Annotated in this window: 13 protein-coding genes; 7 read left to right on the forward strand and 6 right to left on the reverse strand. The window is 65.6% G+C overall.

Going from position 1 to position 14,753, the window contains the following annotated elements; translation table 11 throughout:
* Nucleotides 1–186 precede the first annotated feature (186 nt).
* The 4 genes from E0T84_RS17745 to purU all read right to left on the reverse strand — a co-directional run bounded on the left by E0T84_RS17745 (nucleotide 187) and on the right by purU (nucleotide 3,954).
* Nucleotides 187–1,095, reverse strand: a complete 909-nt coding sequence (locus tag E0T84_RS17745; RefSeq protein WP_138745089.1) for an alpha/beta hydrolase — start codon at nucleotides 1,093–1,095, stop codon at nucleotides 187–189.
* A complete protein-coding gene (locus tag E0T84_RS17750) occupies nucleotides 1,092–2,444 on the reverse strand; it encodes an NAD(P)/FAD-dependent oxidoreductase (protein WP_138745090.1) in 1,353 nt (450 codons plus the stop codon). The genes E0T84_RS17745 and E0T84_RS17750 overlap by 4 nt, the downstream gene beginning before the upstream one ends.
* A 144-nt stretch (nucleotides 2,445–2,588) precedes the next feature.
* The gene (locus tag E0T84_RS17755; protein WP_070184760.1) at nucleotides 2,589–3,041 is read right to left on the reverse strand and encodes a MaoC family dehydratase; all 453 of its coding nucleotides are present in this window, start codon (nucleotides 3,039–3,041) and stop codon (nucleotides 2,589–2,591) included.
* Nucleotides 3,042–3,063: 22 nt separating this feature from the next.
* Entirely contained in the window at nucleotides 3,064–3,954 is an 891-nt protein-coding gene (purU, locus tag E0T84_RS17760; RefSeq protein WP_070184761.1) for a formyltetrahydrofolate deformylase, read from the reverse strand.
* 460 nt (nucleotides 3,955–4,414) lie between these two features.
* Here purU and E0T84_RS17765 point away from each other — a divergent pair, with 460 nt between their 5' ends.
* The 3 genes from E0T84_RS17765 (at nucleotide 4,415) to E0T84_RS17775 (ending at nucleotide 9,209) form a co-directional block, all read left to right on the forward strand.
* The gene (locus E0T84_RS17765) at nucleotides 4,415–5,170 is read left to right on the forward strand and encodes a hypothetical protein (protein ID WP_138745091.1); all 756 of its coding nucleotides are present in this window, start codon (nucleotides 4,415–4,417) and stop codon (nucleotides 5,168–5,170) included.
* Nucleotides 5,167–7,329 (forward strand): Rv1355c family protein, encoded by a 2,163-nt coding sequence (locus E0T84_RS17770; RefSeq protein ID WP_138745092.1) that lies wholly within the window; start codon nucleotides 5,167–5,169, stop codon nucleotides 7,327–7,329. Before E0T84_RS17765 ends, E0T84_RS17770 begins: the two co-directional genes overlap by 4 nt.
* Before the next feature lie 80 nt (nucleotides 7,330–7,409).
* The gene (locus tag E0T84_RS17775; RefSeq protein WP_371726055.1) at nucleotides 7,410–9,209 is read left to right on the forward strand and encodes a putative bifunctional diguanylate cyclase/phosphodiesterase; all 1,800 of its coding nucleotides are present in this window, start codon (nucleotides 7,410–7,412) and stop codon (nucleotides 9,207–9,209) included.
* Here E0T84_RS17775 and E0T84_RS17780 read toward each other — a convergent pair.
* Complete coding sequence (locus E0T84_RS17780; RefSeq protein WP_234998148.1) at nucleotides 9,189–9,929, reverse strand: hypothetical protein; 741 nt, start codon at nucleotides 9,927–9,929, stop codon at nucleotides 9,189–9,191. The two genes, E0T84_RS17775 and E0T84_RS17780, sit on opposite strands and share 21 nt — an antisense overlap.
* A 503-nt stretch (nucleotides 9,930–10,432) precedes the next feature.
* On the opposite strand from E0T84_RS17780, the gene E0T84_RS17785 reads away from it, so the two are divergent.
* Together E0T84_RS17785 and E0T84_RS17790 are read left to right on the forward strand one after the other, a co-directional pair.
* Nucleotides 10,433–11,143 carry a TetR/AcrR family transcriptional regulator gene (locus E0T84_RS17785; RefSeq protein ID WP_070184764.1) on the forward strand — a complete coding sequence of 237 codons (711 nt, stop codon included), beginning with the start codon at nucleotides 10,433–10,435 and terminating at the stop codon, nucleotides 11,141–11,143.
* 1 nt (nucleotide 11,144) lies between these two features.
* Nucleotides 11,145–11,798, forward strand: coding sequence for a ScbR family autoregulator-binding transcription factor (locus E0T84_RS17790; RefSeq protein WP_070184765.1), 654 nt, complete (start codon nucleotides 11,145–11,147; stop codon nucleotides 11,796–11,798).
* A gap of 2 nt (nucleotides 11,799–11,800) precedes the next feature.
* On the opposite strand, the gene E0T84_RS17795 is transcribed toward E0T84_RS17790, so the two are convergent.
* Nucleotides 11,801–12,163: a PAS domain S-box protein gene (locus E0T84_RS17795; protein WP_171055074.1), complete on the reverse strand. Its 363-nt coding sequence runs from the start codon at nucleotides 12,161–12,163 to the stop codon at nucleotides 11,801–11,803.
* A gap of 201 nt (nucleotides 12,164–12,364) precedes the next feature.
* Between E0T84_RS17795 and E0T84_RS17800 the strand changes: the two genes are divergently transcribed.
* Nucleotides 12,365–13,603 carry an acyl-CoA dehydrogenase family protein gene (locus E0T84_RS17800; RefSeq protein WP_138745094.1) on the forward strand — a complete coding sequence of 413 codons (1,239 nt, stop codon included), beginning with the start codon at nucleotides 12,365–12,367 and terminating at the stop codon, nucleotides 13,601–13,603.
* Entirely contained in the window at nucleotides 13,604–14,746 is a 1,143-nt protein-coding gene (locus E0T84_RS17805; RefSeq protein WP_138745095.1) for an acyl-CoA dehydrogenase family protein, read from the forward strand.
* Nucleotides 14,747–14,753: the final 7 nt, after the last annotated feature.

The raw sequence follows: 14,753 nt of genomic DNA on the forward strand, positions 1-14,753 counted from the left end.
ACACCTGGTGCCGGCACTACTGCTCAAATGCCAACCCACAACGGGCGACAGACACAAATCGAGCCAGACACCAGATGATCCAGACCCAACCACCGCAACGCGGCAAAAGCCAGACTGACACTGAGACACATATGTACCCGAATCGTCGGCGTGTCGGGTACATATGCGTCTGCTCGCCAGCCTAAGTCAAGCAGTGCCCAACGTCCGGGCCAGGAACTTCACCTGATCCTCGACAGCGGTGTCGAACCAGTCATGGCCCGGCCACACGTCGAAGTGATCGCAGGGATAGTGGTGGACCTGAGCATGGGCCTGCACCGCCGTCTTCATCACCGAATTGGCCGGCACGAACCGGTCGAAGTCGGCAACCTGAATCAGCACAGGACATTTCAGCGCTTTGGCCGCGGCACTCGTGCGGATCTGCACCAGCTCCATCCCGATCGCCGAATCCACTTCGTTGCGCCACGTCGGCCCGGCGATCGCACTGTAGCTGTCGTATGCGCCGTCGAGAGCCAACGCGCCAGGCTCTCCCGGCTTGGCCGCCAGCGGCATCAGCGTCGGTGCCCGACCCGCCGCCACCGCCACGCGACTCTTCAGACCCGCCAATGTCCAGCGCAGCGCCGAGGCCACATCACGGTGTGCCGCGGCCGCGCGACTGGCAGCCAGCCCGCTGGTCAGCGGCGTCATCCCGATCACCGCAGCCACGTCGGCGCACTGAGCGGCCACCCGCAGGACATGGCTGCCCGAGAACGACGATCCCCACAACACCACCTGCCGACGGTCCACCCCCGGCAATTGTTGGGCCGCGGCAACCGCCGCACCGTAATCCGCCATCTGGCGCTCGACCGAAACACTCTGCCGCGGTTGCCCGTCGGAAGCTCCGAAGCCGCGGTAGTCAAAGGCCACCACGTCCAGACCGGCCGCGCTGAACCGTTCCGCGAACGGCTGCAGACCGGAGTCCTTCGTACCGCCGAACCCGTGTGCCATCACCACTACCGGCCGTCCCGCAGGCGCGGCGAATCCGTCACCTTCCGCGGGGAAATGCCATCCACTGCAGCGGTCTCCGGCCGAGTAGAACGCGAGCTCGGTGTAGGTCATGCCGTCACTCCGGCGGTCGCGCTGACGCGGCCGGCTGCCCGTTTCGCCCCTGCGGGCAACTCGCGCGTGCGGATGTCGTGCTCGTAGTAGAAGTAGTCCACCTGCTGGGTGTGTCGGGGCCGGTCGGTGCAATGCCCGGCGTGCAGCTGCTGATCGGCATCGATCACCCGCTCCATCTCCGCCACCGCAGGCAGGGCGTAGCGCCCGACCGCATACGCCGCCAACAGCCGGGACTGGCACTCCACGAACGGGAACAGCGTCGGGATCGCCTGCGCGAATCCCATGAACACCAGATCATCCATCCCGGGCTTGAACATCCGCTTGTAGAGCCGGATGTGGTTGCCGGGCGCACTGACGACGTCCAGATCGAAGAACGGGAAGGTGATGTTGTACCCCGTCGCATAGACGATCACGTCGAAATCGTCGCTGGATCCGTCCTCGAAATGCACGGTGGCACCGTCCAACCGGGACACGTTCGGCTTCGGAATGACGTCGCCGGAGCCCAACCTCAGCGGCAACTCCACCGACTGCGTCGGATGCGCCTCGAAGAGCTTGTGGTTCGGCGCAGGGAGCCCGTACATCGTCGGATCGGTGCCCAGTATCGGACCGATCAGCTGGACCATCTTGCGCTGCCACGACAACGGCAGGTACGGATTGGTGCGGAAGTATTTGTCCCCCGGTTGTCCCGCAATGTATTTCGGCACAATCCAGGCACTGGAGCGCGTGGACAGCGTGACCTGGTTCTGCAGCGACTTGGACGACAACTCCACGGTGATGTCGGCCGCGCTGTTCCCGATGCCGACCACCAGAATTCGCTTGCCGGTCAGCTCAAGAGGTTCCTTCGGGTCGATGTAATGGTGCGAGTGGATCTCTTCACCGGTGAAAGTGCCGGGAAACTCCGGCAATCGCGGATCCCAGTGATGCCCGTTGGCGACGACGAGTAGATCGAACACGCGCCGCGCGCCGGCCTGATCCTCGATCTCCCAACCGCCCCCTTCGATCCGGGCCGCATGCACCACACCGTTGTTGAACTCGATGTTCTCCGACAACCCGAACGCGTTCGCGTACGAGTCCAGATAGGACTTGATGTCGGAGTGGTGCGGGAACGACGGGAACCGCTCCGGGATGGGAAAGTCCTTGAACGACAACCGATGTTTGCTGGTGTCGATGTGAAGGGAGCGGTACGCGCTGCTGTGGCCGTTTGGATTGCCGAAGGCCCAGTTTCCGCCGATACGGTCCGACGTCTCGAACGTCGTGTAGGGCACCCGGTAATCCTTGAGCATCTTCCCGGCGGTGAGCCCGCTGATACCCGCGCCGATGATCGCGGTCCGAGGCAGTGAACGCTGCAACCCAGTGCTCCTTCACGTTGTGATGCAGAACACTAGCAGCGGGCTTTGACGGCCGTCAATGAATTCTGACAACTGTCAGAATGCGCGTGAGCAGCCCGTTGCGGGGACTGCTCACGCGAAAAGCTGAAGGGGAACGGGCCCTGATCAGCCGATGAAGCGGACGATCGACTCGGCGACCGCCGCGGGCTTGTCCGAACCCTCGATCTCGACGGTCACCGTCATGGTCGCCTGAACCGCGCCGTCGAGCTGCGCGACATCGGTGACCGCCGCACGCGCACGAAGATTGGCACCGACGCGAACCGGCGTGATGAACCGAACCTTGTTGTATCCGTAGTTGACCGCCAACTTGACGTTGTCGACGCGATACAGCTGATGAGTGAAATGCGGCAGCAGCGACAGAGTGAGCAGCCCGTGCGCGATGGTCCCGCCGAACGGTCCGCCTGCCGCCTTTTCGGGATCAACGTGGATCCATTGATGGTCGTCGGTGGCATCGGCGAACAGGTTCACCCGTTCCTGGGTGATCTCCATCCACTCGGTGGGACCCAGCTCGCTGCCCTTCGCCGCCACGAACTCGTCAAGACCATTGAAGACTTTCACGCTCACTCCTCTCGAACCGTGGTCAGAAGACTACGGTCTGATTCCCGAACCGGATTACGCGGTCCTCACAGTGCCACAGCACCGCACGGGACAACACCAGCCGCTCCACGTCCGCACCCAATCGCACCAGGTCACCGACCGAGTGACGGTGGTCCACCCGGACCACGTCCTGTTCGATGATGGGCCCCTCGTCGAGGTCGCCCGTGACGTAATGCGCTGTCGCGCCGACCAACTTGACCCCGCGCTCCTTGGCCCTGCGGTACGGCGCGGCACCGATGAACGCCGGAAGAAAGGAATGGTGAATGTTGATCAGAGGGCATCCCACAGCGTCCAGGAACTCGGGCGTCAGGATCTGCATGTACCGGGCCAGCACCACAAGATCGACGTTGCCGCGCAACAACTCCAGGATGCGTTGCTCGGCCTCGGGCCGGTTCTCGCGGGTCGCGGGCACATAGAGGAACGGCACACCGAACGCGCGCACTTGATCGGCAAGATCGGGATGGTTGGAGATGACCATCACCACCGACATGTCGAGTTCACCGCGTCGGTTGCGCCACAACAGATCCAGCAGGCAGTGGTCCTCGCGGGAAGCCATCAGCGCCACCCGTTTCGGCTTGGCCGCCTCCGTCAGCCGGAAGTCCATCTCGAACGGCTCTGCCACCTGCCGCCGGAAGTCCCGCTCGATTTCGTCGCGCACCGCCGCCAGCCCAGGTAGGTGGAAAATCGTGCGCTGCATGAAGGTGCCGCCAGACTGTTCGGTGGAGTGCTGATCCAACGAGATGATGTTGGCCCCGGCGCCGGTGAGGAAGCCGCTGATCGCCGCGACCAACCCGGGCCGGTCCGCGCACCGCAACAGCAGCCTGCCGACATCTTGGACCGGCAGGGTGGTCGCTTTCGGATACTCCTGTGTCATCCCCTCAAGAATCTCATCCTGGGTGCGCGGGCCGAGGCACTACCCGCCAATGAAACACCGGCCCGAAAGGACATGGCGAACGCCAAGTCGATCGCCATTCACCCCGATGCGCTATCGCCGAACGGCTGGCTGAGGGCCGCCGCAGCAAAAGGTTTCCCCACCCTCCTCACACCACCCATTCGACAGCGACGTCAATTGGCAATTTTTGCCATGCTCACCCGAGACGCACATATACGGCATGAATAGCGTCAGCAGAATTTGCCAAAATTGCACGTACCCGTGAGTAAATCGAGGGTGCCCGGGAAGAATTCACCCCGCGCCTGGACAAGATTTCGCGGCTCGCTGGAATTCCACCACGAGGCGGCGCAATACTCGTCACACGTATTCGTACAACCGTGCTGCACACCAAAATCAGCCGGCCGAGTCGGAAGGCACGGCTGACCGACGAAATGGATTCCACATGACCGCTCCCCAACTCGATTCGGCAGCCCGCCGCAACGTGACATTGGACGAAAGCCCAACCTGGTGGGACCCCGACAGCGAGTGCACGATCGTCGTGGCACGGCCGGCGGCGGAGCGCCGGCTGTGGAAGGAGTACGTCCGCGGCGCCCACTCCAACTACCGCAAACACGGAGTGGAACGTGCACTGGACCCGAAAACACTACGGACAGGTGAAGATACGGCGCTTTTCTGCGTCGGGATCAATAGCGCGGGCGACGTCGTCGGTGGTCTGCGGGCCAAGGGCCCCCACCAGCGCGTCGAGGACAGCCACGCCGTAGTCGAATGGAGCGGACAACCCGCGCTCGGCTCGGTACGCAAGATGATCGCCGACCGGCTGCCGTTCGGTGTGGTCGAGATGAAAACCGCGTGGGTGGGCGACGACCCGGAGCAGAGCCGCGCACTCACCGATACGCTGGCGCGTATGCCGCTGCATGCCATGACGCTGTTGGACATTCAGTTTGCCATGGCCACCGCAGCGGCCTATGTGCTCAAACGCTGGTTGTCATCGGGTGGGGTGCTCGCCGCCAGGATTCCGGCGACTCCCTATCCCGACGCGCGATACCAGACGAAGATGATGTGGTGGGATAGCAGGACATTCGCCAAACACGCCGATGCGGGACAGCTGTCGCGCTACTTCGCCGAGGCCCAGCGAATCGGGCCGCACCCGGCCACCGCCGGCTTCGGTGACCACACCCGGACCGCAGCGGGACGATGACCGACGAAAACAGCCACGCAGCCGTCGGGAAATGCGCATCGAGCGAAGTCGACGACTCTGGTCAACACCGTGCAATCTTCATCGACGACGAATTCACCCTCGACCAGCTCCGCCGGGACCCGCGGATCGCAATTGTCGATGAATGCGGCGAGCAGCAGGCTGCATTGCGCACTCTTGTCCCGGCGGTTGGCCCGGAATTGCTCGATGAGCCGACGCGATGGGCGTACTACTCGTGGCGTCGGAGCCTGGTCCACATCCTCGGGCCGGCCGCTTTCAATCGGCTACGGCTGGACCGCAACCGCAACCTCGTCACCGCCGACGAACAACGACAACTGTCGCGATTGAGGATCGGTGTGATCGGGCTGAGTGTCGGCCATGCCATCGCCCACAACCTCGCCACCGAGGGCCTGTGCGGCGAGATCCGCCTGACCGATTTCGACGAACTCGAGTTGGCGAACCTCAACCGGGTCCCGGGCACGGTGTTCGACCTGGGGTTGAACAAAGCCGTGGTGGCCGCCCGGCGGATTGCCGAGATCGACCCGTACATCACGGTCCACATCGATCGCAACGGTGCCGCACCCGAGTCCATCGACGCCTTCCTGCGCGGGCTCGACGTCGTCGTCGAGGAATGCGACTCGCTGGACGCGAAAGTCCTTGTCCGGGAAGCTGCCCGAGCCCGCCGATTACCGGTGCTGATGACCACGGGCGACCGCGGCCTGCTCGACGTCGAGCGGTTCGACCTGGAACCCGCGCGGCCCGTCCTGCACGGTCTGCTCGGCGACGTCGCCGCACAAGACCTGGCCGGGCTCAGCAGCAAGGACAAGGTGCCGCACGTCCTGCGCATCCTGGACGCACCTCAACTCTCCCCCCGCATGGCGGCTTCGTTGGTCGAGGTCGGCAAGACGCTGAGCACGTGGCCCCAACTCGCTTCCGAGGTGGTTCTCGGGGCGACCGTCGTGGCCAATGCCGTACGGCGCATCGGTCTGGGCGAGCCGATGCCCTCGGGCCGGGTTCGTGTCGATGTCGCCGACGCGCTGGACCGCATCGACGATCCCCTCGACTTCAGACCCGCGCCCGTATCCCACCCGCCTGACGCGTATCGCCAACCGGCCGGGATGGCCGACATCCTGGCCGAGGCGGCGACGCGCGCACCCTCGGGTGGCAATGTCCAGCCGTGGCACATCGAGGCGACCGACGACCGGATCAGCCTCCGGCTGGCGACGAAATACACCACGACAATGGACGTCGGGTATCGCGGGAGCGCGGTGGCGCTGGGCGCCGCGGCGTTCAATGCGCGGGTGGCCGCGGCCGCACACGGACTCACCGGAGACGTGCAGTGGTCCCGCGGCGACGAAGGCACACCGTTGTACGGGAGCGCGGAATTTTCCGTCGGTAGCGCACCGGAGCTGGCCGAACTCTACGAACCGATGCTGGCCCGGGAGACCAACCGACTCCGGGGCACGGCAGCGCCGATCGCCGGCGAGGTGATCGACGGGCTGCAGGCCGCCGCACGCAACGAGGGCGCCAAACTCACGATCCTCGATGATCGGGACAAGATCGAAGCCGCCGCACGCCTACTCGCCGCGGCGGACCGGATCCGCTATCTGACACCGGCCCTGCACCGCGAGATGATGTCGGAGCTGCGCTGGCCCGGCGATCCGGACCCCGATACCGGTCTCGACGTGACGACGCTCGGCTTGGACCCGGCGGACCTGGTGATCCTCGACATCCTGCGCCGGCCCGAGGTGATGGAGCAGTTGGCCGGCTGGGACACCGGCACGGCACTCGGCGACGACACCTACGAGCGGGTGACGTCGAGCTCGGCACTGGCGGTCGTCTCAATCCGGGGTCGTCGGCTGACGGACTACGCCGCCGCCGGATCTGCGGTCGAGGCCGTCTGGGTCGATGCCCAGCGCCGCGGCCTGGCGGTTCAACCGGTGTCGCCGGTGTTCCTCTACGCCCACAACGATCGAGAACGCGACGAGCTCTCACCTGGTCACGCCGACGCGCTGCGCGACCTGCAGTACGCTTTTCGCAGGTTGACCAGCACCGAGCGCGACGAATCACAAGCGCTGGTGCTCAGGTTGTCCGACGCGCCGCGTCCGACCGTACGCAGCAGGCGCCGAGCCCGGGCGGGTTCGACGACGCAGTACGGCTGAGGCGCGTGCTGAGGGATAGGCGGAGGTATCTGGTGCCAGGCAGTCTCGAACTGCTCGTCACATCGGTTGCCACCCAACTGATGGCGGTGGACGCCGCGACTTCGGTCACGGTGAGCCAGCAGGTCCTCGCCGAGCTGGTCTCGTTCTTCGACGTCGACGTGAGCTTCCTGCGTCACAACGACCACGAGGCTCACGCGACACGGTTGGTGGCCGAGTGGCCGCCGCGCCCGCCCGACGCTCACACCGACCCGATCGCGGTCATCCATTTCGCCGATGCCGACCCGGTGTTCGCGATGGCCGAGCACCTCAAGGAGCCGGCGGTGTTTCGTCCGGAGCCGTCCACCGACGACTATCAGCGCACGATCGAGGCGGGCCGGCACATCGCGAGTACGTCGATGGCCTGCGTGCCGCTGCTGTCCGGCGACGTCACCACCGGTGTCCTGGGGTTCGTCAAGTTCGGCGATCGCGAGTGGCTACCCGCAGAGCTCAACGCGCTCAAGGCGATTGCTTCATTGTTCGCCCAGGTGCAAGCCCGCATCGAAGCCGAGGACCGGCTGCGCTACCTGGCCGATCACGACCACCTCACCGGCCTGCACAACCGAAGGGCGCTGATGGCGCACCTCCAGGCCCGGCTGGCACCGGGGCAGCCCGGCCCGGTTGTGGTGATGTTCTTCGATCTGGACCGGCTCAAGGCGATCAACGACTATCTGGGGCATACCGCCGGCGATGCCTTCATCAGCATCCTGGCCGACCGGTTGCAACGCGGAGACGACTCGCCCAAGCTCATCGCCCGGCTCGGCGGTGACGAGTTCGTCGTGGTGCCCGCGGCGGCGATGACAGCCGAAGCGGCCACGGCGCTGGCCTACCGACTCCAGTCGGTACTGCGCGAACGGGTAACCATCGACGGCGAGATGCTCACCCGCACTGTCAGTATCGGTCTGGCCCAAGGCATTCCGGGGCGTGACTCCACATCTGATCTCCTCAACCGGGCCGACCACGCGGTACTCACGGCGAAGAACTCCGGGGGCAACCAGGTCACGGTGTTCTCCGATGCGATGGCCATGGAGATCGATTTCCGCAACGACATCGAGCTGCACCTGCAGAGTGTGATCGAGAGCGGCGCGCTGGTGCTGCACTACCTTCCCGAGATCGACATGCGGACCGGCGAGGTGCTGGCGGCCGAGGCGCTGGTGCGCTGGCAACATCCGACACGGGGCCTGCTGTCCCCTGACTCGTTCATCGGCGTAGCCGAATCCATCAACCTGGCAGGCGAGTTGGGCCGTTGGGTGCTGCGGACCGCGTGCGCCGAGTTCGCCCGGTGGCGGTCCAACGGCGTCGGCCGCAACATCGTGCTGCGGATCAACGTGTCGCCGGTGCAATTGGTGACCGACGGATTCGTGGCGTCGGTGGCCGGCATCATGAAGGAGTTCCACCTTCCCCGCGGATCGGTATGCCTGGAGATCACCGAGAGCATCGTCGTTCAGGACATCGAAACCACCCGCTCGACACTGACCGGACTGCACAAGGTCGGCGTGCAGGTCGCGATCGACGACTTCGGCACCGGGTACAGTGCGCTGTCGCTGTTGAAGTCACTCCCGGTGGACACCCTCAAGATCGACCGCAGCTTTGTCGCCGGACTCGGGTCAGACCCGGGCGACCTGCCGATCGTGCGGGCAGTGATCGCGTTGGCGGGTGCGTTCGGTCTACAGCTCGTGGCCGAAGGCGTGGAGACGGAACGGGCCGCTTTGACGTTGTTGCGGCACGGATGCTACCGCGCCCAGGGCTTCCTGCTGTCCAAGCCGATCCTCGGACACGAGATGGCCGCGCTACTGGCCAAAGGGCGTGTGCCCGTGCATTTCTCAGCCGCGCCGCGCACGTGACCGACCGGACTCACGTGGCGAGTCGTGCACTGCTCCGGATCGGCAGTAGTCCGACCGTGCGGTGTCGGGCTGGTGGTCCAGGAGCTCGACGCGACCGAATCTGCTGGCGCTGTAGCCGACCAGACCCACCTGTAGGGGCTTGCCGGGCTCGATGAGCTGATCGGACGCCGCACCCACACCGGCACCACGGGGATCGGTCGACAGCGCAACGCCGTGGCGGGCCCGCAGTGCCAGCGGACCATCGGCCGTGTCGATCACCGCCCCGAGAACCTCGCCCTCCTCGAACACGAGGCGTTGCAGCGCGCCGGTGTCGACGTCGATCTGCTTGTCGACGATCCGCGCCGAGAGCCAGTCACCGAGCACCGATACGGCGGAGCCGCCCTCGACATCCACGCTCCCGAGCACCTTGACCTGGATCTCTTCGCCGGCGCGGGTCTTCATCGAAGTCGTACCCCGGTCCGCCAGCCGGGTGTAGAGCACGCCGTAGGGAGACGTCAGGCAGTGCTGCGCCCAGGCCTGCAGCCGGGCGCCGTAGAACGGCGCGATCCGCCCGCGCCCGGTTACCGGGGTCCAGTCGCTGACCGGCCGAACCGTCACGGCGGTGTCGTATTCGGCATCGTCGGCCGGCGGCAGGTCCGCCGACAACGCATCGAGATATTCGCGGGTCTCGGGATCGTCGATCCCAGCACCCAGCCATGGTGTCCCAAGACCGGGCGCCACCGAGCTAGTGCTCGCACTCCCGGGGCGAACGATACGCACGTCCAGCTCGACGTCTGCCGCCGCTACGGCCGCCGCCAACGCTCCGAAGCCGGGGCCACAGCAAACGACGTCGACTTCGTCATCCCACATTGGCTACGGACACTCCGAGAGGACCGCGAGGGGCGTCATCAAGATCGAATCATATTGGGAAGCACGAGAAATTGAGGTCGCCATGGCCCGCACCGGGATTCGAGGGGGATTGCCGGTGCAGGCCATGGCAACGCTTCCAGGATAGCCCTTGGCTACCGCCGACAGCCAAATGGTGGCGCTCGCCACAGTGCCCGCAGCCGTGGCGTGCGCCACCGCCGGGCGGGCAACCCGCGACGAACCAAGAGTTATCACGCTAAGCACGATACATACCTTTAGAATGTTATGCACGTACGGCGAAGACTTTGAGTCTGCTGGTGACGACGGCGAGATCAGACACCTGGCCGCCGGCCGATCAGAGTCAGAAAGGCCCCGAGGTGACTGAGCAGCTCGACCGGCGAGCAGAGCTGACCCGTCTCCAGATCCTGCAGGCGGCGGCGCGCCAGTTCGCCCACACGCCCTACAGCCTGGTCAGCCTCGACGACATACTCGCCGATGCCACGGTCACGAAGGGTGCGTTGTATTTCCATTTCCGGTCCAAACACGCGCTGGCGGTGTCGATCGTCGAGCACCGCACCGCACGGGCCAACAAATCGGTCGAGGAAGTGCTGGCCCGCAACCTGTCCGGAGCCGAGACGTTGATCGACCTCTCGTGTCTGGTTGCAGCCGAGGACATCGGAGACCCGATGGCCCGGGCCTGCCTGAATCTGGTCGAATCCATCGGCCGGACCGACGGCCTGGGGCCACGGGTGCTCGACGAATGGGTGCAAGGTTTCGCCGGCATCGCCAAACGGGCCATCGGTGAAGGTGATTTCACCGCGGACTCGGACCCGGAGACGGTCGCGCGGTTGTTGGTGTCGATCTACCTCGGGGCGCGCCAGACCAGCGACCTCGACGATCCCCCTCGATTCCTCACCGATCTCGAGCACAGCTGGCGACTGGCGCTGCCTGGATTCGTCGAGCCCGAACGGCTCGGCTACCTCAAACAGTTCATCCGGCGACGCACCGCGGTAGGAGTCAAGAAGGTGGTGCCCTTGCGGCCCCACACCGCCGGCAATGCCGCGGACACCAACGTCGAGCGAGGCTGACATGGCACGCCAGGCTCGATCCGAACTGACCCGGCAGAAGATCATCACCGCCGCCGTCGACCTTTTCAGCGAGCAGGGCTATCCGGCGACCGGGCTCGGCGACATCATCGCGCGGGCCGAGATGACCAAGGGCGCGCTCTACTATCACTTCGACTCGAAAGAATCGCTGGCCGAGGCGATCATCAGTGACGGCGGCAGCGCGATGCTGGCCACCTTCCGCACGATCGCCGAATCCTCGTCGCCGGCTTTGGAAAACACGATCCACGGGTTGTTCGTGGTGGCCGATTTCGCCCGCTCGGACAAGGTGGCACAGATCGGCATGCAGTTGCTCCGCACGTTCAGCGGCATCAACGTGGCAGCCACCCGCGTATATACGAGTTGGCTCGATGAGCTGCGGGCGCAGTTGAATCAAGCAGCGAACGAAGGCGACCTGCGGGACAACCTCGACGTCGCCGGTGCCGCCGAGGTGATCCTGGGGTCGATGCTGGGCGCAGAGGCGCTCTCCCGCGCCAACGCGACGGGCACCGACTTGCGTGAACGGGTAGCCCATACGTGGGACCTGCTGCTTCCTTCGATCGTCAGCAGGGAATCTCTGGACTACTTCCGTGAGTTCCTGGCCCGCGAATCACTGCGGCGCGCGCAGGCCGCCGGATAGCCCTAGAGTTCTTCGGCCCACAACCGTTCGGTGAGGTCCTGGAACGTCGCCAGCGCCACCGGATCGTCGCCGCGCAGCAGCGCCGACTTGCTCATCCGGGCCCGCACAATCGAACCGTCGTCGTGGACGAGGTCGACCAACAGGCCGGCGTGAGCGCGCATCACCGAGACCGCCGACTCGTCAGCCGGTAGCGAGTGGAACACCTCAGCAAACCGCATGTTCTTGACCGCGTCGGTGCCGCGGCCGACCATCTCACCGAAGGCGGTGTTGGCGAAGAGGATCGTTCCGTCCTCGGCGATTGCCAACACCGGCACCGGAAACCGCTCCAGCACCACCAGCGCAGGAAGGTTCTGCAGTAGTGCCATCGGGGACTGGGGGTCATGACCGCTTTGGCGACGCTCCACGACTCCGATTATCGCCCGCGGCCCCGTAGGGGTGCCACCAGCGTCCAGCAACGCGCCGCGCCGAAGCGGCGCCGCCGGTTCTCCGCGCAGATGCCGGGGTGGTCTACGCCACTTGACTAACTAGGTTTACTCTGTGGAGCGACACCAGCAGAAGGGGCAGGCATGGACCTGAAGTGGTCGACGAGCGACCAGGAATTCCGCGACGAGGTGCGCGACTTCCTCGCCAAGAATCTGACTCCCGAACTTCGGCGCGCGGGCCAGCTGATGACCAGCGTGTATGCCGACCACGACGCCAGCATGGCCTGGCAGAAGATCCTCCACGAGCGGGGCTGGGCCGCGCCGGCATGGCCGGTGGAACACGGCGGCTGCGACTGGAGCCTCACCCAGCACTACATCTTCAGCCGCGAATCGACATTGGCCGGCGCCCCGTCGCTGTCGCCGATGGGCATCCGCATGGTGGCCCACGCGATCATCAAATTCGGTACGCAGGCGCAGAAGGACTACTTCCTTCCCGGCATCCTGACCGGTGAGGTGTTCTTCTGCCAGGGCTACTCCGAGCCCGAGGCCGGCTCCGACCTGGCCGCGCTGTCGATGGCCGCGGTCTTGGATCAAGCGGCTGGCGACCTTATCTGCACCGGCAGCAAGATCTGGACCACCCACGCCCAGGAAGCCAACTGGATGTTCGCGCTGGTCCGCACCACCCGCGGCGCCAAGAAGCAGCAGGGCATCACGTTCGTGCTGATCGACATGACCTCCCCCGGTATCGAAATCCGCCCGCTGGTCATGACTTCCGGTGAAGAGGTGCAGAATCAGGTCTTCTTCGACGAGGTCCGGGTACCGAAGTCCAACGTGATCGGCAAGATCGACGACGGCTGGACCGTAGCCAAGTATCTGCTGGAGTTCGAGCGCGGTGGCGGTGCCACCGCGCCGGCGCTGCAGGTCTTGGGCGAGGAAATCGCCACGGCCGCAACCCGGATGCCAGGACCGAACGGCGGCCTCCTGATCGACGATCCGGGCTTCAGCCGCAGGCTCGCCGATGCTCGGCTGCGCACCGATGTGCTGGAGATCCTGGAGTACCGGGTGTTGTCCGCGCTGGCCGGTGGTGGCCATCCGGGTACCGCATCGTCGATGCTCAAGGTCTTGAGCACGGAACTGAGCCAGACGCTCACCGAACTCTCGATGGAGGCCGCAGGCCCGCTCGCTCGCGCCTACCAACCGCACGCCACCTTCCCGGGCGGTCCGGTAGCCGACTACGAACCGCCAGCCGACGGCTATCACAGCGGCGCACCATGGCAGGCGGTTGCACCGTTGCGCTACTTCAATGATCGGGCCGGCTCGATCTACGCCGGCAGCAACGAAATTCAGCGAAACATCCTCGCCAAGGCAGAACTGGGGCTCTAGATGGACTTCAACCTGACCAACGAACAGGAACTGCTGCGCGACGGGCTGACCAAGTTCCTGGCCAGCCGCTACGACCTGGCATCGAGCCGTGCCGCGGCCAAGACCGGCCCCGGCTGGCAACCCGAGATCTGGCGGGGCTTCGCCGAGGAGCTGGGAATCTTGGGCGCCACCCTGCCCGAGGAGGCCGGTGGCATCGGTGGCGGGCCGGTCGAAACCATGGTCATCGCCGAGGCTCTGGGCCACGCCCTGGTGATCGAGCCCTTCGTGGACACCGTGGTGGTCGCAGGCGGACTGCTGCACCGGTCCGGCGACGCGGCAGCCGCTGCCCTGCTGGAGGACATCGTGGCGGGTTCGGCCATCGTCGCTTTGGCGGCCACCGAGCCGACCTCCGGGGACAACTGGCGCGACGTATCCACCTCCGCGCGCCGAGACGGCGACGCATGGGTGCTCGACGGCTCCAAGGTGATGGCCGTCGACGCACCGCTGGCCACCCACCTGCTGGTGACAGCGCGTACCTCGGGGGAACGCGCCGACGCCGACGGGATCTCCCTGTTCCTGGTCGACATCGCCTCGTTGACAACGGGATTCACCGCGCACCCGTACCGCACGGTGGACGACCGCAGGGCGTCGGACCTGACATTCTCCGATGTCCGGTTGCCGGCCGGGGCGTTGTTGGGGATCGAGGGGCAGGCCTGGCCGTCGCTGGAGCTGGCCCGTGACGAGGGGGCGGCGGCGGTATGCGCCGAGGCCGTGGGGGGAATGCGAAAGGTGCTGGCCGACACGGTCGAGTACTGCAAGCAGCGACAGCAGTTCGGCCTGCCCATCGGTAGCTTCCAGGCGTTGCAGCACCGGATGGTGGATATGCACATGGAGGTCGAACAGGCTTCGGCCGCCGTCTATCTGGCCGTGCTGAACCTCGATGCCGAACCCGCGCAGCGCGCCAAGGCGGTTTCAGCGGCCAAGGCCACCATCGGACGGGCCGCGCGCTTTGTCGGACAGAACGCGGTGCAATTGCACGGCGGCATGGGCATGACCGAGGAGCTGGCAATCGGTCACTACTTCAAACGTCTCACCGCGGTGCAGTACGAGTTCGGCTCGACCGACTACCACGTCAGCCGCTATGCGGAGCTGACCCGGGCCTGAGGGCCGC

This window comes from Mycobacterium sp. DBP42 (genome assembly GCF_005924235.1).
Taxonomy (GTDB): Bacteria; Actinomycetota; Actinomycetes; order Mycobacteriales; family Mycobacteriaceae; genus Mycobacterium; species Mycobacterium syngnathidarum.

Coding starts and splice junctions, on each gene's coding strand:
- E0T84_RS17770 (WP_138745092.1), top strand. CDS start 5,167: ATGACCGACGAAAACAGCCACGCAGCCGTCGGGAAATGCGCATCGAGC.
- purU (WP_070184761.1), bottom strand. CDS start 3,954: ATGACACAGGAGTATCCGAAAGCGACCACCCTGCCGGTCCAAGATGTC.
- E0T84_RS17805 (WP_138745095.1), top strand. CDS start 13,604: ATGGACTTCAACCTGACCAACGAACAGGAACTGCTGCGCGACGGGCTG.
- E0T84_RS17765 (WP_138745091.1), top strand. CDS start 4,415: ATGACCGCTCCCCAACTCGATTCGGCAGCCCGCCGCAACGTGACATTG.
- E0T84_RS17800 (WP_138745094.1), top strand. CDS start 12,365: ATGGACCTGAAGTGGTCGACGAGCGACCAGGAATTCCGCGACGAGGTG.
- E0T84_RS17795 (WP_171055074.1), bottom strand. CDS start 12,163: ATGGCACTACTGCAGAACCTTCCTGCGCTGGTGGTGCTGGAGCGGTTT.
- E0T84_RS17790 (WP_070184765.1), top strand. CDS start 11,145: ATGGCACGCCAGGCTCGATCCGAACTGACCCGGCAGAAGATCATCACC.
- E0T84_RS17745 (WP_138745089.1), bottom strand. CDS start 1,095: ATGACCTACACCGAGCTCGCGTTCTACTCGGCCGGAGACCGCTGCAGT.
- E0T84_RS17775 (WP_371726055.1), top strand. CDS start 7,410: ATGGCGGTGGACGCCGCGACTTCGGTCACGGTGAGCCAGCAGGTCCTC.